Genomic DNA, 22,325 nt, shown 5'->3' on the forward strand with positions numbered 1-22,325 from the left:
CAGTGGCGAACTTCCCAAAAACCATCCACTTCACGGGATTGAATACACCGGTCGGCATCGAATGGTCGGCGCGCAATCTCGATGTGATCGGGGACATTCCCGCCGAGGTGGATGGCGCGTTTTTCCGCGCGGTGCCCGATCCTGCCGTGCCGCCCATGTATGCGGATGATATCGTGTTGTCGGGCGATGGCATGGTTGCCCGCTTCGCCATAAGCGGCGGCAAGGTCGATTATGCGATCCGCTATGTCGAGACCGAGCGTTACAAGCTGGAGCGCGAGGCGCGGCGCGCGCTGTTTGGCCAATATCGCAATCCGTTCACGGATGATCCCGCCGCCCAGGACAAGGACCGCACCGTCGCCAATACCACGCCGGTCTGGCACGCGGGGCGGCTGTTCATGACCAAGGAAGATGGGCTTGGTTATGAGATTAATCCGCATACGCTGGAGACGATCGGCCGCTGGGATTATTATGGCGCGCTGCGCTCGCAAACTTTCACGGCGCATCCGCGCATCGATCCGCAGACCGGCGAAATGTTCTTCTTCGGCTATGAGGCGGGCGGCCTGTGTACCAAGGATGTGGCCTATTGCATCGCGGACAAGGACGGCAATCTGACGAGCGAGCAATGGTTTGAGCAGCCCTATTGCTCAACCATTCACGACTTCGCGATCAGTGAAAAATACGCGATCTTCCCGATCTTCCCGACAATCGCCGATCTTGAGAGGCTCAAGGCTGGCGGCGCGCATTGGGCGCATCAGCAGGAGTTGGAGAGCTGGGTCGGTATCATGCCGCGCTATGGCAAGGTGGAGGAGATGCGCTGGTTCCGCGGACGCCCCGGCATCTCCGCTTTTCATCTGGTCAACGCCTTTGACGATGGCGATCTGGTCCATCTCGACCTGTGCCTTTCGGACACCAATGCGTTCGGCTTCATGCGCGAGGCGGGTGGCATCCAGCGCGATCAGCGCGAGATTGGCGGCGGGCTTACGCGCTGGACCTTTGACATGAGCAAGGATGGCGAAAGCTATGCGGAGCGGGTGATGGGGCCGCCCGGTGACATGCCGCGCCTGCGCGATGTCGATCAGGGCCGCCCCTATCGCGCGGCCTGGTATATGAGCATGAATCCCCAGGGCGGCCCGCCGCTGCCGGGTGGTCCCGTGGGCGCGGCCTTCAACGCGATGTTGCGCATCGAGCCGGGTAATGGCCGGATCGACATGATGCCGCTGGATTTCGGCATGGCGATCAGCGAGCCGGTCCACGTCCCCTCGGCTACGCCCGATCATGATGGCTGGCTGCTCGCGGTAGTCGACCGTCAGAGTGGGGAGGATATGTTCCAGTCCGAACTGTGGATCGTCGAAGCCGAGGATATCGCCAAGGGGCCGATCGCCCGCGTGCCGATGCCATTGCCGATGCGGGCGCAGGTGCATGGCAGCTGGGTATCGCGCGCGCAGCTTGATGGCGCGCGGGTGCAACAGGCAGAGCGTGTGGCCTGAGCCATGCGGCTGGCGGGCAAGGTTGCGCTCGTCACGGGCGCGGGGCGCGGTTTAGGCCGGGCCTATGCGCGCGCGCTGGCGGCGGAAGGCGCGCAGGTCATCGTCAATGATCTGGGCGGCAACAGCCTCGGCGAGGGCGGCGATGATCGGCCTGCGCGGGCCGTCGTCGCGGAGATCATGGCGGCTGGGGGCGTGGCGTCCGCTGACATGAGCGACATATCCGACTGGTCGGCAGCGCAGGCTCTGGTGAGCGGCATCTGCGTCCAGCATGGCCGCCTCGATATCCTCGTGAACAATGCCGGGATCAGCCGTTCGGGGCTGCTGGGGGATTTGAGCGAAGCGGATTGGGACAGGCAGTTCGGCGTCAATGTGAAAGGGGCGACGGCGCTGATCGACGCCGCTGCGCGCCTGTGGCGCACGCAAACGCCCACGCCGCGCGCGATCGTCAATATTTCCTCGCCCGCCGGACCGCATCCGATCCCGCCCATCGGCCTTTATAGCGCGACCAAGGCGGCGATGGCGGCGCTGACGATGAGTGCAGCGCAGGAGTTGGCGCCGCTTGGCGTGCGGGTAAATGCCTTGTCGCCCATCGCAAGAACAAGGCTGATCGAGAAGGCACCGCAGGCCGTTCAGGAGATGATGGCGGCGCGCGAGGGCTATGATCTGTTCGCGCCTGACCATGCCGCGCGGCTGCTCTTATGCCTGTGCCTGCCTGATGCGCGCTTCACGGGGCGGTTGCTGGGATGTCGGGGCGATGAGGTCTATTTCTACCGGCCCTGGTCAGCGGATTATCGCATCGACAATGGCGGCGCACCGTGGACGATCAGTGCGCTGGAGCAGGCGCTTGGATTACTGCCGCAGCAAGACATGTGCTGGATGATGACAGCGGAGGGGCTGGTCGAACAGCCCTGGCCGCCAACCACGCTAGGCTGACGGCCAGGCTTCGCGCACCGCTGCAACCCGCGCCTCGAACTTGTCGCGATGGGTGGGATGGGTGATGATGTAGAGCCTTTTTTCGACGATGCCCTCCAGCACCATCTGGCCGACCTTGTCGGGGTCCATCCAGCTATCGGAAGCGATGCGTTCGCGATCTTCCGGCGTCGCCCTGCGCTCGGCCACGCTGCCGATGAAGCGCGTCGGTCGGTTGCCGTCGATATCGAGGATGTTGCTGCGGACGAGACCGGGGCACAACACGCTCACACCGATGCCAGCCGCAGAAAATTCCGGCGCGAGCGCCTCACTCAGCGCGACGATCGCGGTTTTGGTGGTGCCATAAATCGCCATTGCCGCGGGCACGGTTGCGAGCCCGGCAAGGGAGGCAGTGTTGACGATGTGACCGCCCGATGGATTGGCGCGCAGCAGCGGTTCGAACGTCATGATGCCGTTGATGACGCCGCCCAGATTGACCTGCAGCCCGAAATCCCAGTCGGCATAAGTCACCTGATCCCAACTACGCTGGATGCCGACGCCGGCGTTATTGACCAGAATATCGACCCGCCCGAACTGATCGACCACCCCCTGCGCTGCCTGTGCCATGGCCGCCCGGTCGCTGACGTCGGTCTGGATAAAAGCGAGGCGGCTTTCATGGTCGCAAAGCCCGGCTCGCGCCTGCGCAATATAATCGGCGCGAAGATCAAGCATGGCGACTTGCGCGCCCGCGCCGAGCAGTGCCCTCGTGATACCAAGGCCGATGCCGCTTGCCCCGCCGGTGACGACCGCGACTTTGCCATCGAACGGCGTCATTCAAAGGATCTTGTAATAGCGCACGACATTGCCATCCGTCAGCCGCGCTCCTGCGCCGATGAAGGCGTGGCGGGCGAGCCAATCATGCTTGCCCTTGGGCACGTCGAAGCTCGTCAAAGTGCGGAAATAATATTCGGATGGATCGACACGCTCATCGCTGGCGCCATTGGCGATGCGGCTGAAGCGCGGCATCACATCGGGCGTGCGACCCCAGATGAAGCCTCGGTTGTGGAGCATGATCGGCGTGCCATCGGCCTCTTGCAGCAGATAGCGCGCGTCGAGCTGCACGACGCCGTCGCTGCGGAAGGTGGCATAGTCCCCGCCACTTGCAGGCAGCACCGTGCCATTGAGGGTCGGCCCGCGAAATTCGCCCGCCGAGACGGTGACCATCCCCTTGTCGGGGCCGGTGGGCAGGTCTTTCAGGCGGGGCAGGGGATGAAAGCGCAGGCGCACTTCCAGCGCAAGTTCCATGCCCGGCATGTCGGGGACGGCCTCGATTTGATCGAAGAGGGACATGCTCTGCTCCGTCATGACAGGATATTATGCCGTGCGCGCTGCGCGGCTGGCACAAGCCAGGTTGCGGCGAGGCAGGCGGCGGGCGCTAGGGCCGCGAAGAGGAAGAAGCCGCCGACGCTGATGCCCGACGCGATCAGCCATCCGCCGACCATCGGCCCGCCGATCGCGCCAATGCGCGCCACCGCGACGCCAAAGCCGATGGCCGTCGCCATATAGCGGGCGGGGAAGAAATCGGTCGCGATCGCGATGAGGGCGAGGTGAACGCCCGCGATGGCCCCTGCGGACAGGAACAGCAATATGCCCCAGATCCAAGGGTCCGGCTTTACAAAGGAGAGGCCAAGAAATGCCAGAACGATGGTCGTATAGGCCGCGCTCAGCACGAAGGTCACCCGGCTCTTATCCACCAATTTGGCGATCAGCAGGCCAGCGACAAGGCCACCGAGATTGACGATCGACATGAAGCGGGCGGAGAGATCGACCGAGAAGCCGGCCTGGGGCAGCAGTGTTGGTATCCAACTGCTGGTCAGGTAGATGGCAAAGGCGTTGAGGCCGTAGATCAGCACGAAGATGGCGGTCGCGACGAGTAGCGGCGGGCGCAATATGTCCAGCAGCTGGCCACCCTTGCGCACGGGCCTGGCGGCTGCCGGTTCGTCCTGCCGTTCGGGTAACATGCCCTTGCGCGGGAACAGGAAGAACAGCGTTACCGCAAGCAGGACCGTGGCGATGCCGGGCAGCAAAAAGATGGCGCGCCAGCCGCCGAACGACACCAGCAGCGGCACGACAAGGCCGGATGTAATGCCGCCAATGGCGATGCCCAGCGATACGATCGTGATCGTGCTCGCTCGCTTGCCCTCCGGCGCCCAAAGCGCGACCTGTGCGGTGACGTTGGGGAGGCAGGCGCCGAGCATCAGTCCGGTCAGCAGCCGCCAGACCGAGAAGCCGGTCACGCTGGTCGCAGTGGCCGTGCCCATGGTTGCCAACCCGATCAGCGCGACGGTGACGATGATCGTCGGGCGACGACCATAGCGATCGCCAATGGGCGCGAGGAGAACCGCGCCAGTACCCAGCCCAACGAGGACGGCGGAGAGCGCGAAGCCGAAGCTGGCCGCCGGAATGCCCAGCTCGCGCACGATGTGTGGCAGCGCGAGCGGGAGAGCGGCCAGATCATAACCATCGACGAAGAGGATCATCGCGCTCAGGATGAGGCCGAGCAGCAGCCTTGCGCCAAAGACACGGGCTGGCTCGACCATGGGCAAGGCAGCGGCGCTTTTTGCGGTCATGCGCTTTGCACCTGTTCAGCGAGCATGGCGGGCAGATCCCAGTCGATATCGAGATAGCGGCCCGAAAGCGCATCGAAACGCCCTGACGCGAGATCGACAGCCAGCGATTGCAGCTTTTTGCGCGCGGCGGCGCTGTCTTGCGGCGTGATGCTCTCCAGCAGCGCGACAAGCGGCGCGGCATGCGCGCGGGCATTGGGCGAGGCGAGTGTCTGGCTCGACATCTCGGTCAGGATCGTGCCGGGCTGAATGGCAAAGGCGCGGATGGCCCGGCCTGCCTGCTCGGCATCCAGATGCTCGGTCAGGCGGATGAGGCTGGCCTTGGCGACGGCATAGGCTGAGGCGTTGGGCGCAACGAAGGTTCCGGCTTGAGAGGCAATATTGATGATGCGGCCATGATTTGCCGCCTCCATGCCCGGCAAGGCGCGCGTCGTGCAGAGCAGCGCGCCAAGAAGATGGACGCTCTGCGCGCTCCACCAGTCGGCAACATCGATATGACCGATCGGACCGATTGGACCCTGCACGCCGGCATTGTTTACAAGGATGCTGATGGGGCCAAGTTGCTGTTCTGCGCACGCGAAGGCTGCATCCACGCTGGCGCTATTGGTCACGTCGCAGGCGACTGCGATGGCGCGGCCGCCGCGCGCGTTCAGATCGGCCGCCACCTTGGCGATCTCCCGTTCCGACCGTGCGGCGACCGCCACGGCCGCGCCAGCACCAGCCAGCGCCTCGGCAATGGCTTGTCCGAGGCCGCGCCCTCCGCCGGTGATGAAGGCGACTTCACCCTGCAACCTTGGGGCCGTCATGGCCGATGGCCTGTGATGCCGTCCCACGGGGAGGGCATATGATAGGGGACGGTGATGAAATTGGCCTCGATCTGGCGGATGGCGTCTTCCTCAATGCGGAACAATTCTGACATGTAAAAACTGTGCGGACGGCGGATGTGGGATTCGATCTCGGTGCCGTCTGTCAGCTTGTAATAGGCGAGGCGGCCACAATGATCGATGAAGCCATGGGCGAAGACGAGGCCGCGCTCCTCGTCGATCAGCGGGAAGCGGCGGCCACGCAGGCGATCATCATAGCGATAATAGCCCATGCGGAACTGCTCTTCGCAGCCGAGATGGGCATTTACGAGCGGGAAATCGGGGTTGTTCGTGGTCAGCACGCCATTTTCGACACGCTCGCAATCGGGATGGAAGCGGGTGAAAAGCTGCCCGTCATTCTGTTCCAGCGTCGAAAAATAGCCGTCGGCGATCGCCCTCAGCCGCTCGCGCGTCATACGCTTGTCGATCGGGATTGCGCCGTCGAAGTCGGGCTTGGGTTCGAAGCGCGGGTTGGGGAAAACCAGCGCTTCATCGACCTGGCGGACGATCAGCATTTCCACTTCCGTAATTGCGTCTTGCCCGTTCACGCCGATGCGCAATGCCATCGCTGAATCATGCCGGGTTTCCTGCACGGTGGTGAAGAGGCCGACCTGGCCGGTCGTGCAGTCGGCAAAGCGAAGATCATAATCACCGCGCCCGGTGATCGTGCCCCACAGGCCGTCGCCGATCGCCAGTTCGACGTTATTCTCGGTGGCCCGCACCATCGGCGCCCAATCGACCTTTGCGGGATCGCGGGCCACAAGCGCGGCGAGATATTGATCCAGTACCGCGTAGAGGCGCTCGCGCGTCCAGGCCGCGATCAAGGCGTTTCGCATTATCCTCTCCCGATGGGATGTGCCGATGCCGCTCTTTGGGCGGTTAATGATAACGAATGATATTATTACGCCATGCCGTATCTCTACTGTCAAGCACCGAATGGCACGTCAATGCGGTTGAAATAATAATAACGTTCGTTATTGTTATGCGCAGAATCGAGGAGAGGACAGCAAGATGATACCCCACGACATCCGCATCGCGCACCCCGACAAGCTCTATATCGGCGGGCAATGGGTGGAGTCCGCAGGCGGAAAGTCGATCGAGATCGTCTCCCCCAATAGTGAGGATGTGATCGCCCGCGTGGCCGAGGCGGTCGAGGCGGATATGGACCGTGCGGTCGCCGCAGCGCGCAAGGCGTTCGATGAGGGGGCATGGCCAACGCTCAGCCCTGCCGAGCGCGGTGCGCTGGTGCGCCGAATGGGTGAGGAATTGCAAAAGCGGGAGCCGGAGCTGGCGCGCGCGTGGACGCTGCAGGTGGGCGGCCTGGCAAGCTTCGCGCCGATCATGACTGGCGGCGCGACCGCCAGCTTCATGCAGATTGCGGGCTATGCCGACAGCTTCACGTTCGTCGAGCGGCGCCCGTCCTTTCAGGTGGACACCGCCATCGTCGCCTATGAACCCACAGGCGTCGTGGCGGCGATCGCACCGTGGAATGCGCCCTATGGTATCATGGCGAGCAAAGTTGCTTATGCACTGGTGGCGGGCTGTACCGTGATCATGAAGCCGTCGCCGGAGACGCCGCTGGAAGCCTATATCATGGCTGAGGCGGCGCAGGCTGCTGGCATCCCGGCCGGCGTGGTGAACCTGGTTTGTGGCGGGCGCGATGCGTCCGACCATCTGGTCAATAATCCCGGCATCGACAAGGTGACCTTCACAGGCTCCACCGGTGCGGGAAAGCGCATCGGCGAGGTCTGTGCGAGCCGTATTGCGCGCTGCACGCTGGAACTGGGGGGCAAGTCTGCCGCGATCGTGCGCGACGATTTCCCAATCGAGGTCGCAGCCGCCATTTTGGGCAATACCATAACGATCATGAGCGGCCAGGTCTGTGCGATGCTGAGCCGCGCAATCGTCCCTAGGAAGCGCCATGACGAACTGGCCGATGCGATCAAGGCCGTGATGCAGGGCATCCGCATCGGCCATAGCGAGGATGTGGCAACGCAGCTTGGGCCACTCGCCATGAAGCGACAGTTGGAGCGCGTCGAAGACTATGTGGCGATCGGCAAGGGCAGTGCGGACCTCGTTACAGGGGGCGCCCGGCCTGCGCATATGAACAAGGGTTATTTCATGGAGCCGACCTTATTCGCCAATGTCGATAATCAGAGCCGCATTGCGCAGGAAGAGATTTTCGGGCCGGTGCTGTGCCTGATCCCGGCGGAAGATGAAGAAGATGCGATCCGCATCGCCAATGAAAGCAGCTATGGCCTCAATGGTTCGGTCCTGACCAATGATGTCGATGCGGCCTATCGCATTGCCCGGCGTGTTCGGGCAGGCGGCTTTGGCCAGAATGGCATGAAGCTGGAATTCGGCCTGCCTTTTGGCGGGTTCAAGCAGTCCGGCATTGGCCGAGAGGGTGGCGTCGAGGGGCTTGCAGCCTATCTGGAGAGCAAGACGATCTTGCTCGATGGTGCGCCGACGGCTCTATAAACCAGCGCTAGCGGGAAAATCTCCGGCTTGAATCGATGCAGCTGATGATCGGGCGCAACGTCCCGTCAGGCGTTCGCTAGGTCGGTTCAAGCAGGTAAACAGGAAGTTGCGTAGTGAGCCGACCCGGATTTGCCGGAGGCTTAAGCTTCTGAGTAAGTTTGGTGTGGCCCGACATTCCGCTCGACTTTGCGCTTATGCGCCAGCGCGGGCCGATGTCGGTGAGGATTTCCCACTTCGTGGGTATGTGGTGTGCGGGGGTTGCTGCCGTTCCTTGACGGCCAACTGGACCAAGGGACGCAACGGTAAATACCCTTACTACCTCTGTCGTCATCGCAGCTGCGAGATGTGGGGCAAGTCCGTTGCCCGGACGAAAATCGAAGAAGCTTATGAGGCGCTGCTTCGTGCCATCATTCCGACCGAGGAAATGTTCAACGCCCTCATGTTGCTGTTCAAGAAACGCTGGAGCGAGAGCGAATCCCGCACCAAGGAAGAACGCCCGTCTCTCAAGATACAAAGTAAGCGTGGCCTGCGGACCGCGGTTCAGGGTAAGTGCGGTTTGTAGGCCACATTCTGTCATTTTGGCAGAGAGTGTCTGAGTTTGAAAAATTTACGATGTCGCTCGATCGTTTCTATTCCTTTCGCTATTATGCGGTTGGATTAGGGAGAACATGAGTGACTAATGACGAGTTGAAGGTATTGGTCATCGAGGCCGGGGCGATTTTTGACCAGATCGATGATCTCCCGCTGAATGATGATGGAACCCGCGAATTGCCTCCTGGAATGCTGGATCGTGCCAGAGAAATTGCAGCTATAGCATTCAGTTTGCGGTCACCGACATGATCCTTGGCCGGAGTGGCGTAAGAATCTAGCTTTGGCATCTCCACTAGGCAGCTTGAGCAACGTCTTGGTCGGTCAAGCGCCAGTTCCATGGCATGAGTTCATCCCATTTGGCTGCGGGCCAGTTGCCAGCGATCCTGCCCATGACATCGGCGATATAGGCCTGCGGTTCGAGGCCATTGAGCTTTGCAGTCTCGATGATGGAGTAGATGGCGGCGGCCCGATCACCGCCTGCTTTTGAGCCTGCGAACAACCAGTTTTTGCGGCCAAGGGCCACGCAGCGCATGGCGCGCTCGGCTATGTTATTGTCAATCTCCAGTCGGCCATCGTCGAGGAAGCGCGTCAGCGCGATCCAGCGCTTGCGGCCATAAGCGATCGCCTTGGCCATCTCCGACTTGGGCGCAAGACGGCGCAGGGCATCGTCGAGCGCCTGGCGGAGATCGTCGATCAATGGCTTGGTGCGGTCCTGCCGGCTTCGTCGTCGGATATCGGGCTGATGGCCGCGAACCTCTGCTTCGATCTCATAGAGCTGACCGATACGTTCCAGCAGATCAGTGGTGAGCGGCGTCGGCTTGGTCGCATGAATGTCGAATATCTTGCGCCGGAAATGTGCCCAGCAGGCGACTTCGGTGACGCGGTTGGTGTTGTAGAGCTTGTCATAGCCAGCATAGCCATCGGCCTGCAGATAGCCGGTGAAACTGGCCAGCTGGCGTCGGGGATGCGCGCCGGTGCGGTCGGTGGTGAACTCATACCAGACCAGTGGCGGCGAGGTCGCACCAGAGGCGCGATCATCGACGGCGTAGGCCCAGAGCCTGCCAGTCGCTGTCTTGCCACGTCCTGGATCGAGCATAGGCACCGGCGTATCGTCGGTGTGGATCTTTGAGGCGGTCAGGCCGACCTCGCGGATACGATTGATGATTGGATCGAGCAGCACGGATGCTTGGCCGACCCAGCCTGCCAGCGTCGAGCGGTCGATCTCGATGCCCTGCGCGGCCATGATCTCGGCTTGGCGGTAAAGTGGCAGATGATGGTCGAACTTGGAGACGACGACATGGGCCAGGGTGCCGAAGGTCGCCTTGCCCCGCGCTATCGCCTTTACCGGCGCGGGCGCCTGCACGATCTTCTCGCAGGACCGGCAGCTATACTTGGGGCGGATGGTCCGAATGACGCGCCACTGCACGGGCACGGCATCGAGCATCTCGTCGCTATCCTGCCCCAGCGGCCGCAGCGCGCCGCCGCAGTCGGGACAGGTGCAGTTACCCTGATCGGGCTCGATCCGCTGTTCCTCGCGCGGCAGATGGGCGGGCAGCGCCCGAACCGGTGATGGCCGAATGACGGCTACCGGATCGCCTCGACGCACGGCGGCAACGATGGCCTCGCCTTCGAGTTCTTCAAGGGCCAGCTCAAGCTGGGCAATCTGGGTATCGAGCTTCTCGGACGACTTGCCGAACTGCATCCGCTTGAGGCGTGCAATCTGCACGCGCAGCGTATCAATCAGGATGTCGCGGGCGGAAATATCGGCATGGGCGGCGGCCAATGCGGCTTCGAGCTCGGCGATCCGAGCATCTTTATCAGGAGTGAAAAGGCCTGCGTCCGACACCGCGATTATATAGCAGATTGGTGGTGGCAATGCTAATAGAAGTGCCAGAAAATGGGCGTTTTACCCCGCCAATGAAGGGGTGAAAGTGCGTTCAGGTCGCCGCCAGTCGATGCCTTCCAATAGCATCGAAAGCTGGGCCGCGGTCATGATCACCGACCCCGTCTTGGTCGACGGCCACACGAAGCGCCCCCGGTCCATCCGCTTGGAAAACAGGCACATGCCCTGGCCGTCATACCAGAGCAGCTTCACCAAATCGCCGCGCTTCCCCTGGAAGGCGAACAGCGCACCGGAATGTGGGCTCTGCTCCAGGATCTGCTGCGTCATCACCGCCAGGCCGTCGAAACCCTTACGCATGTCGGTCGCACCGCAGGCCAGGAAGATCCGCGTCGATGGCGGCAGCGGGATCATCGTGTCAGCGCGCCGATCACCCGCGACAGGGCCTCGGCATCGACCGTGGCGTCCACACTCACTTTGATGCCCGACGGCAGCTCGATCCCGATCACGCCGTTGCTGCGCGCCGCAACCGTTGGGGCGGGCAAGGCCGGCTGCTCGCTGATCTGCACCTGCGCAAATACAGGCTCGATCGGCTTGCACACCCCGGTCAACTCGCCTGACATCGCCTGTTGCCGCCATGTGTAGATCGAGCCGCTGCCGACGTCGTGGCGCTCACAGGCTGTCCGCACGCAACCGTCGGGGCCGAATGCATCCCGTAATACGGCCAGCTTCTGTTCCACCGTCCAGCGCCGACGGCCCGACACCCGGCTAACGACCTCGATCCGACTACTCATACGATTACTCGTATGATTAATCGCCCGTTCGCTTGCTGAATCCTCGATCTCGTCCGACACCCGCCACCTCGCTCAAAGAGCGGCAATCATCCCGGCGAATGGGCATTACGCAAGGCGGCCCTCAGGCCCCGCTTACGATACAAATCGCTGCGACCGAGAAGAAGATCGGACATCTGCTGGAGCGGATTGTCGAGACCAGCAACGAGTCAGTGATCAGCGCCTACCAGCGCAAGGTCGAAGATCTAGAGCGGGAGAAGCTGGTTCTGATCGAAAAGACTGCGCGTTGCGGCACTGCTCTTGGCAGCTCCGACGCAACTTTTCGAACCGCGTTTGATTTTATCGCAAACCCTTGAAATATTTGAAAATTAGATGTTTGGCAGAGAAGAGAACAGTGCTGAATCTCACCTTGGCATCGCATCTGGTATGAGCCTGGAATTAAGGTGTTCGAACCGCCTAATTGTCCTTATATTTCAAGGTTTTACAGGACGAAAACGAGGCGAAAGTGATAATGGCGGAGCGGCAGGGATTCGAACCCTGGATACGCTTTTGGCGTATACTCACTTTCCAGGCGAGCGCCTTCGACCACTCGGCCACCGCTCCGCATTGCACTGGAAGTCGCGCTCCCTATCGCGGCGCGGGCGGCTAGGCAAGGGGATGCTTTACTTTCCTGTGCGGCCGCGCTCTGATTGCGGCATGATCCGTTTTTTCGCGCCCGCGCTGCTCGCTTCTCTCCTCGCCTCAACCGCCATCGCGGCTGATCCGCCGACAACGCCCGCGGCGCTCGTAGCGAGTGCGCCCGCTGATGCCTGGCGCGCGATTCCGCTCGAAGACCTGCTCGTCATGACGATCGAAGGCGGCAAGCGCGTCGTGATCCAGCTCGCCCCGGCCTTCGCGCCGCGCCATGTCGGCAATATCCGCACGCTGGCGCGCGCGCACTGGTGGGACGGGACCAGCATCAACCGGGTGCAGGACAATTATGTCACCCAATGGGGCGACGCGACCGAGAAGAAGCCGATGCCGCCCGGCCTCGCGCCCACCAGTGCGGCCGACTATGTCCGCTCGCTCGCCAATGTGCGGCTGGCGATCACGCCCTTGCCCCATCCCGATGCCTATGCGCCCGCGACCGGCTATGTCGATGGCTGGCCGATGGCGATGGATGGGGACGCGGCCTGGCTGCCCCATTGCTATGCTTCTGTCGGCGTCGGCCGCAACCTGTCGCCCGATGCGGGCACGGGGGCGGAACTCTACACCGTCATCGGCCAAGCCCCGCGCCAGCTGGATCGCAATATCGCGGTCGTCGGCCGGGTGATCGATGGCATGGCCCATCTGTCCAGCCTGCCGCGCGGCAGCGGTGAGCTTGGCTTCTACACCGCCACCGAACATAAAATCCCGATCCTCTCGGTCCGCCTCGCCAGCGACCTGGCACCCGCGGAACAGCCCCGGTTTGAGGCGATGGACGTCGCCTCGCCCAGCTTCGCCGCCTATCTGCGCCTGCGCGCCAATCGGAAGGATGATTTCTACGATCTGCCTGCGGGCGGGGTCGACATCTGCAATGCGCCGGTGCCGGTCCGTCCGGCTCCCTAAAGGGAACATTCGCGCCCGCCGCCGCGCTATGTCATCCTGTAGGAAAGCGGCCCCGCCACGCGCCGCGCCATCGGGAGGCATTGCATGATCGTCGGCACCGTCAGGGAAATCAAGAATCACGAATATCGCGTCGGGCTGACGCCTGAAAGCGTCCATGAACTCACCGCGCATGGCCATGCGGTGCTGGTCGAAAGCGGGGCAGGGGAGGGAATCGGCGCGCACGACGCCCTGTATGAAAAGGCGGGTGCGCAGATCGTCGCCACCGCCGCCGAGATCTTCGCCCGCGCCGACATGATCGTGAAGGTCAAGGAGCCGCAAGCCGCCGAGCGCGCGATGCTGCGGCCCGACCAAATCCTCTACACCTATCTCCACCTCGCCCCCGATCCCGATCAGACGCGCGACCTGATCGCCAGCGGCGCGATCGGCATCGCCTATGAAACCGTGACCGACGCGCAGGGCGGCCTGCCGCTGCTCAAGCCGATGAGCCAGGTTGCAGGCCGCATGGCGATCCAGGCCGGCGCGACCGCGCTCGAAAAGGCGCATGGCGGGCGCGGCGTCCTGCTGGGCGGTGTTCCCGGCGTCCTGCCCGCCAAGGTTGCGGTGATCGGCGGCGGTGTCGTCGGTTTCAACGCGGCGCAGATGGCGGCGGGGCTGGGCGCGGACGTTACCATCCTCGACCGCAGCCCCGAAGTGCTGGAAAAACTCGGCATGTATTTCGAGGCACGGGCCAAAACGCGCTTTTCGAACCGCGCCAACCTCGCGGACTGCGTGGCCGATGCGGACCTGGTGATCGGCGCGGTGCTGATCCCCGGCGCGGCCGCGCCCAAGCTGGTCAGTGCCGATATGCTCAAGACGATGAAGAAGGGCGCAGTGCTGGTCGATGTCGCGATCGACCAGGGCGGCTGTTTCGAAACCAGCCACGCCACCACCCATGCCGACCCCACCTATATCGTCGATGGCATCGTCCATTATTGCGTCGCCAACATGCCCGGCGCGGTCGCCCGCACCAGCACCTATGCGCTAAACAATGTGACTTTGCCCCATGCGCTGCGGATCGCAGACCTCGGCTGGAAAGGCGCGCTGCGCGCTGATCCGCATCTGCGCGCGGGCCTCAACGTGGCCCAGGGCAAACTCACCTATCGCGCCGTCGCCGACGCGCTCGACCTGCCCTATACTCCGGCCGAAGATCTGCTCGGCTGACCCGGCCCGTCCGCCAACCTTGTCCGACTTGTGTCGGACAAGGTGCGGATTTGTCGACCTTGTTCGTCTAGCCAGCCAAGGGACCTGTCCTGTCAGCCCCTTGCTCTGGTTCCGCCGAAGAGAGGCATGGTTTTACGACATGGTCGATCTAGTTTCATTCGCCGCCTTGTTTGTCCGGGGCACCGACAGCCTGGCCACCGGCCTCACGCCAGCCATGGGAGCGCGCTGATGAACGGCGATGTCATGACCTGGTTGGTGCCGCTGCTGTCGATGTTGGCCGCTGGCCTGTTCGCGGGTTTCGCGGCGGGGATTTTCGGCATTGGCGGCGGCTTCGTCGTCGTGCCTGCGCTGTTCGTCGTCCTGCCGCTATTGGGCGGCACACCCGAAGCGATCGCGCATGTTGCCATCGGCACGTCGGCCGCCACCATCATTGTCACCTCGATCCGTTCGCTCCTGTCCCATGCCAAGCGCGGCGCGGTGGAGTTTGAAATCCTCAAGACCTGGGCACCGTGGATCATCCTGGGTGATGGCGTCGGCGTGCTGCTGGCGGGCCATGTCGATGGCCATATCCTCACGATGATCTTTGCAGGCGGCGTGTTCCTGATGTCGCTCAACTTCCTGCTGCCCAAGGTCGGCGACAAGGTAATCAGCCAGGATATGCCATCGGGCATCGCCCGTGTCGGCATCGCGGGCGGGCTGGGCACTTTTTCCGCGTTGCTCGGCATTGGCGGGGGCACGATCGCGATCATGGTGATGACGCTCTGCGGCCGTTCCATCCACCGTGCCATCGCCACCGCATCGGGCGTCGGCACGCTGATCGCCATCCCCAGCGCGATCGGCTTCGCGCTCATCGGCCTCAAGGAAAGCGGGCTGCCCTGGGGATCGCTCGGCTATGTCAACGTGCCTGCCACGCTCGCCATCGCCTCCATGTCGGTGCTGACCGCGCCGCTCGGCGTGGCGGTCGCGCATGCGCTGCCCGCCAAGCCGCTCAAGAAGATATTCGGCGTCTATCTGATCGTCATCGCCTTCGTCATGTTCCGCAACGCCCTCAAAATCTGACCACCGCGCTTCATCTCGTCCCCATAACAGCCTTTGTAACTGGCGGCCTTTGCCGGTATTTGCGAGGCGGGGGACGATATGGCGCAACAGGAATCGATCAATGTGCTGGTGGTGGAGGATGACGCCGCAGCGCGCGCCAACATCGCCGCTATCCTCACCCAGGCAGGCATGGTCGTGGATCAGGCGGAGGATGGCCGCATCGGCCTGCACCGTGCGGGCAGCGGCGCGCACGACGTCATCATCCTCGACCGGATGCTCCCGCACCTGACCGGCATCGACATCGTTACCCGCCTGCGCGTCGCCGGGATCGGCGCGCCAGTGTTGATGCTCTCCGCGCTCGGCCGCAGCGAACATCGCGTCGAAGGCCTGGAAAGCGGCGTCGACGATTATCTCGCCAAACCATTCGAACCCGATGAGCTGGTCGCCCGCGTCCGCGCGCTGTGGCGCCGGGCCAGTCGCTCCACCCATGATCCGGTGCTGCTGTTCGGCGATCTCGAATGCCATGTGAAGGCGCGCACCGCCTTTCGCCAGGGTCGCCACCTCGCGCTCTCGCCCAAGGAGTTCGAGCTGTTCCGCTATCTGATGGACCATGCGGGCGAAGTGGTGACGCGCGAGATGCTGCTGCGCCATGTCTGGAAACTCAGCTTCGATCCGCAGACCAATGTGGTGGACGTCAATGTCGGACGCCTGCGCCGCAAGTTGGAGGAGGGGTTTGACGGCCCGGTCCTCGAAACCGTGTGGGGCACCGGCTATCGCCTGATCGCTGCCGGATCGCCGGGATCGCCGGGTGCCTAAACCCGACCTGTTCCGCTCGGTATTCGGCCGGGTGATGTTGTCCGCTTTGCTGGTCAGCCTCTTGTCCACGCTGGCCCTGTTCCTGGTGGTGCGCAATATCGTCGCGGCTGATGGCCGGGCGATGCTGGCGCGCGAGGTCGATACCGACCTCGCCGGACTGGCCGACATTCAGGTCAGCGGTGGCACCGCCGAACTGCGCGCGCGCATAGCCGATCGGATGGCGGTGGAGCGGGAGGATGGCGAGCGCGGATGGTATCTGCTCGTCGATGGGGCCGGGCGTCGTCTGGCGGGCAATCTCGACCGCTGGCCTGCCATCGCGCCTGAAGTGTCGGAGGCGCGCTTCGTGCCCTTGCCCGGCGGCGACACGATGTTCGCGCGCGCGACCCGGCTGGGCGGGGACACGCGGCTGCTGGTCGGGCGCAGCAATTATCGGGGGGAGGCGCTGCTGGCGCGGCTGGCCATGGCCTTTGCCGGGGCGGGCGCGGTCATCGCGCTGCTCAGCCTTGCCGCCGGGCATTTCGCGGCGCGCCGCCTGCGTCGCCGGGTCGAAACGGTCAACGCCGCCTTCGCCGCCGTACGCGCCGGGCGCATCACCGCGCGGGCGCCGGGCGCTGGCGAAAATGACGAGCTGGCCGAACTGGCCGCCAACACCAATGCGATGCTCGATCAGGTCGAACGGCTGATCGAGGCGCAGCGCGCCGTGTCGGACCAGACCGCGCATGAAATCCGCACCCCGCTCATGCATCTCGACACCCGCATCCTCAAAGCCATGCAGGGGACGCAGGACGAGGAATTGCTGCGCACGCTCGACCAGTCGCGCGGTGAAATACGCAATGTCGTGCGCCTGCTCGATTCGCTGCTCGACATTGCGGGGACGCAGGCGATGCGCGGCGACCTGCGCGGCCTGCTCGATACCAATCTCAGCGAGATTGCCGACAATCTGGCCGACCTCTACGGCGCGAGCGCGGAGGAATTGGGGATCGGCTTCCACGCCCGCATCGCGCCCGGCGTCATGCTGCGCGCTGACCCGATGCAGATGACGCGCCTGCTCTCCAACCTGCTCGACAATGCGTTCAAATATGTGCCGAGCGGCGGCAGCGTGTCGCTTACCCTGTCGGTGGGACCGCATATCGTCGTGCAGGATGACGGACCCGGCATCCCCGCCGCCGATCGCGATCGCGTGTTCGAACGCTATGTCCGGCTCGACGGCGCGCAGGGCGGGGGCCATGGCCTCGGCTTGTCGCTTGCCAGAGCGATCGCACAGCGGCATGACCTTTCCCTTCATGTGGAGGACGCCGTGCCCGGCGCGCGTTTCGTCGTCCAGCCGGAGGATGATTGATGATCAGGCTGTTGCCCGTCTTGCTGCTCGGCGCTGCACCTGCCGCGCCCGCGGCGGACATGCGACCTGCCGATCCGGTGCTGCGGACCTTGCTGGAGGGCGATGCCGCCCATGCCAGCGGCAACCACGCCGCCTTGCTTGACACCGTCCAGACCTTGAAGGCGCTTGGTGCAACCCCGGCCGAGGGGCAGGAGGATCTCGCCGACCGCTGGACGCATGAAGCGCAGGCGCATGGCGCGGCCCCCTCCACGCTCGCCTTTCGCGGCCGTGCGCTTGGCCCGGCCTATCGGCGCGGGTCGCTGGTGCCCGGTGGTAGCGTGACGATGCGCCAGCTGTTCCTCGGCGGCCAACGTGCGCAGATATCGGTCGCACCCGCAAATGGCAGCGCCGCGAACCTGTCGATCCGCGTCCATGGCGCGGATGGCGAAACGCTCTGCGCCAAGCCGGTCGGCGGGCCGCAGGCCGATTGCGCCTGGCTGCCGCTTTTTACCGATCGCTATGACATCGTGATCGAAAATGGCGGCAAGGCAGCCGTCGGCTTCTACCTCATCATGCGCTGAAAAAGCGCTCAGTCCGCGTCCGGGTTACGGAAATTGAGCCGCCGCGTGACGGTATAGTCCAACACCCCCACCAGCAGATAGCTGATCCATTGCTTGATCAGCGTCAGCGGCGTGCGGCTGGCGCGGTGGCTCTCCAGCGTGATCGTCCGGCTCAACGCCGCCTGCCGGTCGATCATCTGCCGCACCGCCGCCGCAAAGCCCGCATCCTCGATCCGCAGCATCACCTCCAGATTGACGAACAGGCTACGCATGTCGAAATTGGCCGACCCCACGAACACCGCATCGTCGATAACGAACAGCTTCATGTGCAATTTATGCGGCTGATATTCGTCAATCTCCACCCCGCGCTTAAGCAGCGGCCCGTATAAGAGCCTGGCCGCCGCGATCGTCGCACCATTGTCCGACTTGGCAGGCAGGATCAGGCGCGCGCCGTCCCGCTGCGCCGCCCGTGCGATGCGCTTGAGCATGCCCCGGCCCGGCGAAAAATAGGCCGCGACCATATCGACCCGCCGCGCCTGCTCCATGTCGTGCTTGACCACCTTCGCCCAGGGGCTCAGCCGCCGGGTGGGACCACCGACCAGCCAGCGAAAGGGATCGGCCTGTTGCGGATGCAGGCTCGGATTCCAACCCCGGACCATGCGTCGCAAGGTGCGGAACCGTTGCTTGCGCGTCGAGACCCAGCGCCACAACTGCCCGTACCAGCGGGTCATCACCTCGACCTGATCGCCCTCGATCATCAGCCCCAGGTCGCACCAGCAACCATCCGCCGGTATGCCGAAATAGCCATCCTCGATATTGAAACCGCCGATCATCAGCCGCTGGTCGTCGGCGATCGCCATCTTCTGATGATTGCGGATCAGGTAGCGGGTCGACCGCCGCGTCCCGAAACGCCCGAAATGCGCGCCCGCGTCGATGAGCGGGGCAAAGAAGCTGTCGGGCGTCTTGCCCGACCCGAAACCATCGACCATCAGCGTTACGGCGACACCGCGCCCCCGCGCCGCGACCAGCGCATCCCGCACCAGCACGCCGCTGCCATCATCGGCAAAGATATAATAATAGAGTTTTAGGCTATGGCGCGCGCCTTCGATCAGGCCGATCAGCGTGTCGCGCAACGCCACCCCTTGCGTGATGAGCCGCAGCCGGTTGCCCGCCAGCATGATGGTGATATCGTCCGCTTCGCTGTCCGCATCGGCCAGCGGCGGGGCTTGATCGTTGATCGCCATCTGCGCCTCATGCCCCTTTGCGCCATGATTTGCCAAGGCCTTATGCCCTTTTCATTGACTCCCATGGGTCATGCTGCTAGGCGACGAATTCGAAATTTCCCTTCGCTGTATTCAGGAGGCCCTGTTTGGCCCGCGTCACCGTCGAAGATTGCGTCGACAAAGTTACCAACCGTTTTGACCTCGTCCTTCTCGCCGCTCAGCGCGCGCGGGAAATTTCCGGCGGGGCCGAACTGACGGTCGATCGCGACCGCGACAAGAACCCCGTCGTCGCTCTGCGCGAAATCGCGGAAGAGACCGTTCTGCCGGACGAACTGCATCATTCGCTCGTCGCGTCGCTGCAGAAGGTGCAGATTGACGATGACGACACCCCCGATGAAATCGGCTCGATCGCCCAGTCGGCAGAGGCTCTTCGCCTCACCGCCGCCGCGCCGCCGCGCAACCAGAATATCGGCGGCGACTACGACGGCTGATCGCCTTATCCGTTTGGAGAGGGAAAGAGGCTCGGCCTGCGCAAGCAGGACCGGGCCTCAACCCTTTTTGGGCAAAAGATAGAACGCTTACCCCACCGGTCGCGCGATCCGCTTGCCCTTGGTCCGGCTGGTCAGGTGGAACAGCCCGCACCGGTCGCAGCGATAGGGCCGCAATATAATCGCGGCGCGCACCATCGCCTCCCGCGCTTCCTCTTCCGACCCATAGCGCCGCTTGCGCGCGCAGATGCTGAGCCGGGTGCGTTTCACAGCGGCGGCAGCGCCCAGTCGATGCCCCCACGTCCCTGCGCTTCCAGAAACGCATTGGCCTGTGAAAAAGGCCGTGATCCCAGAAAGCCATTATGCGCCGACAGCGGGGAAGGGTGGGCGGATTTCAGGATCAGATGGCGGCTCTGATCGACGAAGCCCGCCTTGCGCTGGGCATAGGCGCCCCATAGCAGGAACACGACCGGCTCCTCTTTCTGCGCCACCAGCCGCACGATCGCGTCGGTAAACAACTCCCAGCCCTTGCCCTGATGCGACGCCGCCCGGCCCATCTCGACCGTCAGCACGCTGTTGAGCAGCAGCACGCCTTGCCGCGCCCAATGTTCGAGAAAGCCATGCCCGGCCCGCGCAATCCCCAAGTCGCTCTCCATCTCCTTGTAGATATTGACGAGCGAAGGCGGCGTCCGCACGCCGGGCTGCGCCGAAAAGCACAGGCCATGCGCTTGCCCCTCGCCATGATAGGGGTCTTGCCCCAATATCACGACCTTGACCTGGGCGAGCGGGGTCAAGTCGAGCGCACGGAAATATTCGCTGCCCTTGGGGAAGATGCGTTTGCCTGCCGCCTTCTCCGCCTCCAGAAAGGCTTTCAGTCCCTGCATATGCGGGGCGGCGAACTGGTCGGCTAACGCCTCACGCCAGCTTTCGTGCAGCTTGATGGTTCCGCTCATGCCGCCTGATGGCCCGGCGCGTAAAGCCCTGTCAATCGCGTCCGACAGGGTAAATGCGCTTGCGCGGCATCGTCACATCCGCAAAACAGACGCCATGCGCTTCCATCGCCCGATCGCCCTTGCCGCCGCCTTCGACCTTTTCCTGGCCCCGCTGCCCAGCGCCGATGCCTTCGGTCCCGTCAAATCCGCTGTCCAGCAAACCGCCGAAACCCGCCTGATCGCCCAATTTCAGCGGTTTGCGACCCTCACCGACGGCACGGTCGGCATCACCGTGCGCGACCTTGCCAGCGGCGAAAGCCTCTCGCTCAACGGCGACACGCTCTTCCCGATGGCCAGCGCCTATAAGGTCGCGGTCGCGGGCAAGATCTTCGCCATGATCGACGCCGGACAATTGGCGCTGACCGACATCGTGCCGCGCGACGTCGCCACCATGGGGCCGGGCGCGGCGCTGCCGGTGGCGCAATTGCTCGACTTGATGCTGACGCAGAGCGATAACCATGCCACCGATATGCTGGTCGCGCGCGCCGGTGGCCCGACGGCGGTCAATGGCTGGGTTGCGGGGCTGGGGATCAAGGGGCTGCGCGTCGATAGCAACACCGCCGACCTGCTCTACCGCGCCATGGACCTCGCGCCGCGTCCGGGCAATTTCAACCGCAACGTCGCCGCCGCGCTGGCCGCCGATCCGGCGCTGCGCACCCGCGACAGTCGCGACCTCCCCAATATCGCCTTCGCCCGCGATCCGCGCGACAGCGCGACGCCGACCGCCATGACTGACCTGGTAGCCGCGATCCGCACTGGCCGGGCGCTTTCGCCCGCCAGCACCCATGCCTTCATCACCATCATGGAACGCTGCCGCACCGGCAAGACGCGCCTGCCCGGCATGTTGCCGCCCGGCACGACGATCGCGCACAAGACCGGCACGATCAACGGCACCGGCAACGATACGGGCGTCATCACCCTGCCCGATGGGCGGATGTTCGCCATCACCGTCTTCGTCATGCAGGATCATCGCGGCCGGGTGATGCGCGACCGGATCATGGCGGAGGCCGCCCGCGCCGCCTATGATTATTTCCTGTTCGCGCCCGATCGCGCCACGGCCTGACGCATAGGACTTAACAGCGATCCCGGAAGGCTTTAAAGTCTTTCATTGAGAGGATTGCCATGACCCGCCTGACCCGCTTCCGCGATTTCTGGCCCCATTATCTGCGCGAACATGCGCGCCCCGGTACGCGTGCGCTCCATTATGCGGGGACCAGCCTGGTGGTGCTGCTGGCGGCGGCCGCGCCGGTTGCTGGCCGTTGGTGGATGGCGGCGGCGCTGCCGGTCGTCGGCTATGGCTTCGCCTGGGTGGGCCATGGCCTGATCGAGCGCAACCGGCCCGCCACCTTCCGCTATCCGCTCTGGTCGCTGCGCGCCGATTTCGTGATGTGGCAGCGGTTCCTGACCGGCCATATCGGCCGCGATCTTGCCCGCGCCGGGGTGCGCCCCGATGGCACGGTCGATCCTGATCGGCGGACGACCGCATAGCCGCCGCTTGACCGCGCCGGGCGCTC

Annotated in this window: 26 protein-coding genes and 1 tRNA gene; 15 read left to right on the top strand and 12 right to left on the bottom strand. The window is 63.9% G+C overall.

The window, feature by feature from the left end:
• Positions 1-2 precede the first annotated feature (2 nt).
• Together ACZ2HM_RS17130 and ACZ2HM_RS17135 are read left to right on the top strand one after the other, a co-directional pair.
• Positions 3-1,487 (top strand): carotenoid oxygenase family protein, encoded by a 1,485-nt coding sequence (locus tag ACZ2HM_RS17130; protein ID WP_037477954.1) that lies wholly within the window; start codon positions 3-5, stop codon positions 1,485-1,487.
• A 3-nt stretch (positions 1,488-1,490) separates the two neighbouring features.
• Positions 1,491-2,420 (top strand): SDR family NAD(P)-dependent oxidoreductase, encoded by a 930-nt coding sequence (locus tag ACZ2HM_RS17135; RefSeq protein ID WP_052027576.1) that lies wholly within the window; start codon positions 1,491-1,493, stop codon positions 2,418-2,420.
• On the opposite strand, the gene ACZ2HM_RS17140 is transcribed toward ACZ2HM_RS17135, so the two are convergent.
• The 5 genes from ACZ2HM_RS17140 to ACZ2HM_RS17160 are packed head-to-tail and all read right to left on the bottom strand — an operon-like array spanning position 2,412 to position 6,722.
• Positions 2,412-3,230: an SDR family NAD(P)-dependent oxidoreductase gene (locus ACZ2HM_RS17140; RefSeq protein ID WP_052027577.1), complete on the bottom strand. Its 819-nt coding sequence runs from the start codon at positions 3,228-3,230 to the stop codon at positions 2,412-2,414. The two genes, ACZ2HM_RS17135 and ACZ2HM_RS17140, sit on opposite strands and share 9 nt — an antisense overlap.
• Positions 3,231-3,746: a DUF3237 domain-containing protein gene (locus ACZ2HM_RS17145; RefSeq protein ID WP_037477963.1), complete on the bottom strand. Its 516-nt coding sequence runs from the start codon at positions 3,744-3,746 to the stop codon at positions 3,231-3,233. It abuts the gene before it with no gap.
• A gap of 11 nt (positions 3,747-3,757) precedes the next feature.
• Positions 3,758-5,026, bottom strand: coding sequence for an MFS transporter (locus ACZ2HM_RS17150; RefSeq protein WP_470425799.1), 1,269 nt, complete (start codon positions 5,024-5,026; stop codon positions 3,758-3,760).
• The gene (locus ACZ2HM_RS17155; protein ID WP_076605501.1) at positions 5,023-5,829 is read right to left on the bottom strand and encodes an SDR family NAD(P)-dependent oxidoreductase; all 807 of its coding nucleotides are present in this window, start codon (positions 5,827-5,829) and stop codon (positions 5,023-5,025) included. Before ACZ2HM_RS17155 ends, ACZ2HM_RS17150 begins: the two co-directional genes overlap by 4 nt.
• Positions 5,826-6,722, bottom strand: a complete 897-nt coding sequence (locus tag ACZ2HM_RS17160; protein WP_470425800.1) for a DUF8021 domain-containing protein — start codon at positions 6,720-6,722, stop codon at positions 5,826-5,828. The genes ACZ2HM_RS17155 and ACZ2HM_RS17160 overlap by 4 nt, the downstream gene beginning before the upstream one ends.
• 175 nt (positions 6,723-6,897) lie before the next feature.
• Between ACZ2HM_RS17160 and ACZ2HM_RS17165 the strand changes: the two genes are divergently transcribed.
• The 3 genes from ACZ2HM_RS17165 (at position 6,898) to ACZ2HM_RS17175 (ending at position 9,207) form a co-directional block, all read left to right on the top strand.
• Positions 6,898-8,367 (top strand): aldehyde dehydrogenase, encoded by a 1,470-nt coding sequence (locus ACZ2HM_RS17165; protein WP_470425801.1) that lies wholly within the window; start codon positions 6,898-6,900, stop codon positions 8,365-8,367.
• A gap of 271 nt (positions 8,368-8,638) precedes the next feature.
• Entirely contained in the window at positions 8,639-8,929 is a 291-nt protein-coding gene (locus ACZ2HM_RS17170; protein ID WP_470425802.1) for a hypothetical protein, read from the top strand.
• Positions 8,930-9,039: 110 nt separating this feature from the next.
• Positions 9,040-9,207 carry a hypothetical protein gene (locus ACZ2HM_RS17175; protein WP_156106061.1) on the top strand — a complete coding sequence of 56 codons (168 nt, stop codon included), beginning with the start codon at positions 9,040-9,042 and terminating at the stop codon, positions 9,205-9,207.
• 43 nt (positions 9,208-9,250) lie between these two features.
• Here ACZ2HM_RS17175 and tnpC read toward each other — a convergent pair whose 3' ends face one another.
• From tnpC to tnpA, 3 genes are read right to left on the bottom strand one after another with little or no spacing between them, the layout of a single operon-like run.
• Complete coding sequence (tnpC, locus tag ACZ2HM_RS17180) at positions 9,251-10,804, bottom strand: IS66 family transposase (RefSeq protein WP_037472588.1); 1,554 nt, start codon at positions 10,802-10,804, stop codon at positions 9,251-9,253.
• 60 nt (positions 10,805-10,864) lie between these two features.
• Positions 10,865-11,212, bottom strand: a complete 348-nt coding sequence (gene tnpB, locus ACZ2HM_RS17185; RefSeq protein ID WP_470425803.1) for an IS66 family insertion sequence element accessory protein TnpB — start codon at positions 11,210-11,212, stop codon at positions 10,865-10,867.
• Positions 11,209-11,592, bottom strand: coding sequence for an IS66-like element accessory protein TnpA (tnpA, locus tag ACZ2HM_RS17190; RefSeq protein ID WP_037472585.1), 384 nt, complete (start codon positions 11,590-11,592; stop codon positions 11,209-11,211). Before tnpA ends, tnpB begins: the two co-directional genes overlap by 4 nt.
• A 98-nt stretch (positions 11,593-11,690) precedes the next feature.
• Between tnpA and ACZ2HM_RS17195 the strand changes: the two genes are divergently transcribed.
• Entirely contained in the window at positions 11,691-11,945 is a 255-nt protein-coding gene (locus tag ACZ2HM_RS17195; RefSeq protein WP_470425804.1) for a hypothetical protein, read from the top strand.
• Positions 11,946-12,101: 156 nt separating this feature from the next.
• On the opposite strand, the gene ACZ2HM_RS17200 is transcribed toward ACZ2HM_RS17195, so the two are convergent.
• Positions 12,102-12,192: transfer RNA gene (locus ACZ2HM_RS17200), tRNA-Ser, on the bottom strand.
• A 93-nt stretch (positions 12,193-12,285) separates the two neighbouring features.
• Between ACZ2HM_RS17200 and ACZ2HM_RS17205 the strand changes: the two genes are divergently transcribed.
• From ACZ2HM_RS17205 to ACZ2HM_RS17230, 6 genes are all read left to right on the top strand, one after another.
• The gene (locus ACZ2HM_RS17205; protein WP_037480151.1) at positions 12,286-13,176 is read left to right on the top strand and encodes a peptidylprolyl isomerase; all 891 of its coding nucleotides are present in this window, start codon (positions 12,286-12,288) and stop codon (positions 13,174-13,176) included.
• An 84-nt stretch (positions 13,177-13,260) separates the two neighbouring features.
• A complete protein-coding gene (gene ald, locus ACZ2HM_RS17210) occupies positions 13,261-14,376 on the top strand; it encodes an alanine dehydrogenase (protein WP_037480147.1) in 1,116 nt (371 codons plus the stop codon).
• A 228-nt stretch (positions 14,377-14,604) separates the two neighbouring features.
• Positions 14,605-15,435, top strand: a complete 831-nt coding sequence (locus tag ACZ2HM_RS17215; protein ID WP_069065278.1) for a sulfite exporter TauE/SafE family protein — start codon at positions 14,605-14,607, stop codon at positions 15,433-15,435.
• A gap of 78 nt (positions 15,436-15,513) precedes the next feature.
• Positions 15,514-16,230, top strand: coding sequence for a response regulator transcription factor (locus tag ACZ2HM_RS17220; RefSeq protein WP_069065277.1), 717 nt, complete (start codon positions 15,514-15,516; stop codon positions 16,228-16,230).
• A gap of 34 nt (positions 16,231-16,264) precedes the next feature.
• Positions 16,265-17,569: a sensor histidine kinase gene (locus ACZ2HM_RS17225; protein ID WP_470426876.1), complete on the top strand. Its 1,305-nt coding sequence runs from the start codon at positions 16,265-16,267 to the stop codon at positions 17,567-17,569.
• The gene (locus tag ACZ2HM_RS17230) at positions 17,569-18,129 is read left to right on the top strand and encodes a hypothetical protein (RefSeq protein ID WP_037474316.1); all 561 of its coding nucleotides are present in this window, start codon (positions 17,569-17,571) and stop codon (positions 18,127-18,129) included. Before ACZ2HM_RS17225 ends, ACZ2HM_RS17230 begins: the two co-directional genes overlap by 1 nt.
• Before the next feature lie 8 nt (positions 18,130-18,137).
• Here ACZ2HM_RS17230 and ACZ2HM_RS17235 read toward each other — a convergent pair whose 3' ends face one another.
• Positions 18,138-19,352: a phospholipase D-like domain-containing protein gene (locus ACZ2HM_RS17235; protein ID WP_470426877.1), complete on the bottom strand. Its 1,215-nt coding sequence runs from the start codon at positions 19,350-19,352 to the stop codon at positions 18,138-18,140.
• Positions 19,353-19,477: 125 nt separating this feature from the next.
• Here ACZ2HM_RS17235 and rpoZ point away from each other — a divergent pair, with 125 nt between their 5' ends.
• Positions 19,478-19,822, top strand: coding sequence for a DNA-directed RNA polymerase subunit omega (gene rpoZ / locus ACZ2HM_RS17240; RefSeq protein ID WP_037476174.1), 345 nt, complete (start codon positions 19,478-19,480; stop codon positions 19,820-19,822).
• 87 nt (positions 19,823-19,909) lie between these two features.
• Here the strand turns inward: rpoZ and ACZ2HM_RS17245 are convergent, their stop codons facing one another.
• Positions 19,910-20,089, bottom strand: a complete 180-nt coding sequence (locus ACZ2HM_RS17245) for a hypothetical protein (RefSeq protein WP_037476173.1) — start codon at positions 20,087-20,089, stop codon at positions 19,910-19,912.
• On the bottom strand, positions 20,086-20,772 hold the full coding sequence (ung, locus tag ACZ2HM_RS17250) for a uracil-DNA glycosylase (RefSeq protein ID WP_470425805.1): 687 nt from the start codon (positions 20,770-20,772) through the stop codon (positions 20,086-20,088). Before ung ends, ACZ2HM_RS17245 begins: the two co-directional genes overlap by 4 nt.
• Before the next feature lie 94 nt (positions 20,773-20,866).
• Between ung and ACZ2HM_RS17255 the strand changes: the two genes are divergently transcribed.
• Positions 20,867-21,874 (top strand): serine hydrolase, encoded by a 1,008-nt coding sequence (locus ACZ2HM_RS17255; RefSeq protein ID WP_470425806.1) that lies wholly within the window; start codon positions 20,867-20,869, stop codon positions 21,872-21,874.
• Between the two features lie 59 nt (positions 21,875-21,933).
• A complete protein-coding gene (locus tag ACZ2HM_RS17260; RefSeq protein ID WP_037476167.1) occupies positions 21,934-22,299 on the top strand; it encodes an Mpo1-like protein in 366 nt (121 codons plus the stop codon).
• The last annotated feature ends 26 nt before the right edge of the window (positions 22,300-22,325 follow it).

This window comes from Sphingobium sp. KKT206 (assembly GCF_055640555.1).

What these genes read in the sequence shown, in the direction of transcription:
- ACZ2HM_RS17215 (WP_069065278.1), top strand. Translation starts at nt 14,605, where the DNA reads ATGAACGGCGATGTCATGACCTGGTTGGTGCCGCTGCTGTCGATGTTG.
- ACZ2HM_RS17230 (WP_037474316.1), top strand. Translation starts at nt 17,569, where the DNA reads ATGATCAGGCTGTTGCCCGTCTTGCTGCTCGGCGCTGCACCTGCCGCG.
- ACZ2HM_RS17220 (WP_069065277.1), top strand. Translation starts at nt 15,514, where the DNA reads ATGGCGCAACAGGAATCGATCAATGTGCTGGTGGTGGAGGATGACGCC.
- ACZ2HM_RS17205 (WP_037480151.1), top strand. Translation starts at nt 12,286, where the DNA reads ATGATCCGTTTTTTCGCGCCCGCGCTGCTCGCTTCTCTCCTCGCCTCA.
- ung (WP_470425805.1), bottom strand. Translation starts at nt 20,772, where the DNA reads ATGAGCGGAACCATCAAGCTGCACGAAAGCTGGCGTGAGGCGTTAGCC.
- ACZ2HM_RS17150 (WP_470425799.1), bottom strand. Translation starts at nt 5,026, where the DNA reads ATGACCGCAAAAAGCGCCGCTGCCTTGCCCATGGTCGAGCCAGCCCGT.
- ACZ2HM_RS17135 (WP_052027576.1), top strand. Translation starts at nt 1,491, where the DNA reads ATGCGGCTGGCGGGCAAGGTTGCGCTCGTCACGGGCGCGGGGCGCGGT.
- ACZ2HM_RS17195 (WP_470425804.1), top strand. Translation starts at nt 11,691, where the DNA reads ATGGGCATTACGCAAGGCGGCCCTCAGGCCCCGCTTACGATACAAATC.
- ACZ2HM_RS17235 (WP_470426877.1), bottom strand. Translation starts at nt 19,352, where the DNA reads ATGGCGATCAACGATCAAGCCCCGCCGCTGGCCGATGCGGACAGCGAA.
- tnpB (WP_470425803.1), bottom strand. Translation starts at nt 11,212, where the DNA reads ATGATCCCGCTGCCGCCATCGACGCGGATCTTCCTGGCCTGCGGTGCG.
- ald (WP_037480147.1), top strand. Translation starts at nt 13,261, where the DNA reads ATGATCGTCGGCACCGTCAGGGAAATCAAGAATCACGAATATCGCGTC.
- ACZ2HM_RS17165 (WP_470425801.1), top strand. Translation starts at nt 6,898, where the DNA reads ATGATACCCCACGACATCCGCATCGCGCACCCCGACAAGCTCTATATC.
- ACZ2HM_RS17260 (WP_037476167.1), top strand. Translation starts at nt 21,934, where the DNA reads ATGACCCGCCTGACCCGCTTCCGCGATTTCTGGCCCCATTATCTGCGC.
- ACZ2HM_RS17140 (WP_052027577.1), bottom strand. Translation starts at nt 3,230, where the DNA reads ATGACGCCGTTCGATGGCAAAGTCGCGGTCGTCACCGGCGGGGCAAGC.
- ACZ2HM_RS17255 (WP_470425806.1), top strand. Translation starts at nt 20,867, where the DNA reads ATGCGCTTCCATCGCCCGATCGCCCTTGCCGCCGCCTTCGACCTTTTC.
- ACZ2HM_RS17225 (WP_470426876.1), top strand. Translation starts at nt 16,265, where the DNA reads ATGTTGTCCGCTTTGCTGGTCAGCCTCTTGTCCACGCTGGCCCTGTTC.
- ACZ2HM_RS17155 (WP_076605501.1), bottom strand. Translation starts at nt 5,829, where the DNA reads ATGACGGCCCCAAGGTTGCAGGGTGAAGTCGCCTTCATCACCGGCGGA.
- ACZ2HM_RS17145 (WP_037477963.1), bottom strand. Translation starts at nt 3,746, where the DNA reads ATGTCCCTCTTCGATCAAATCGAGGCCGTCCCCGACATGCCGGGCATG.
- ACZ2HM_RS17160 (WP_470425800.1), bottom strand. Translation starts at nt 6,722, where the DNA reads ATGCGAAACGCCTTGATCGCGGCCTGGACGCGCGAGCGCCTCTACGCG.
- tnpA (WP_037472585.1), bottom strand. Translation starts at nt 11,592, where the DNA reads ATGAGTAGTCGGATCGAGGTCGTTAGCCGGGTGTCGGGCCGTCGGCGC.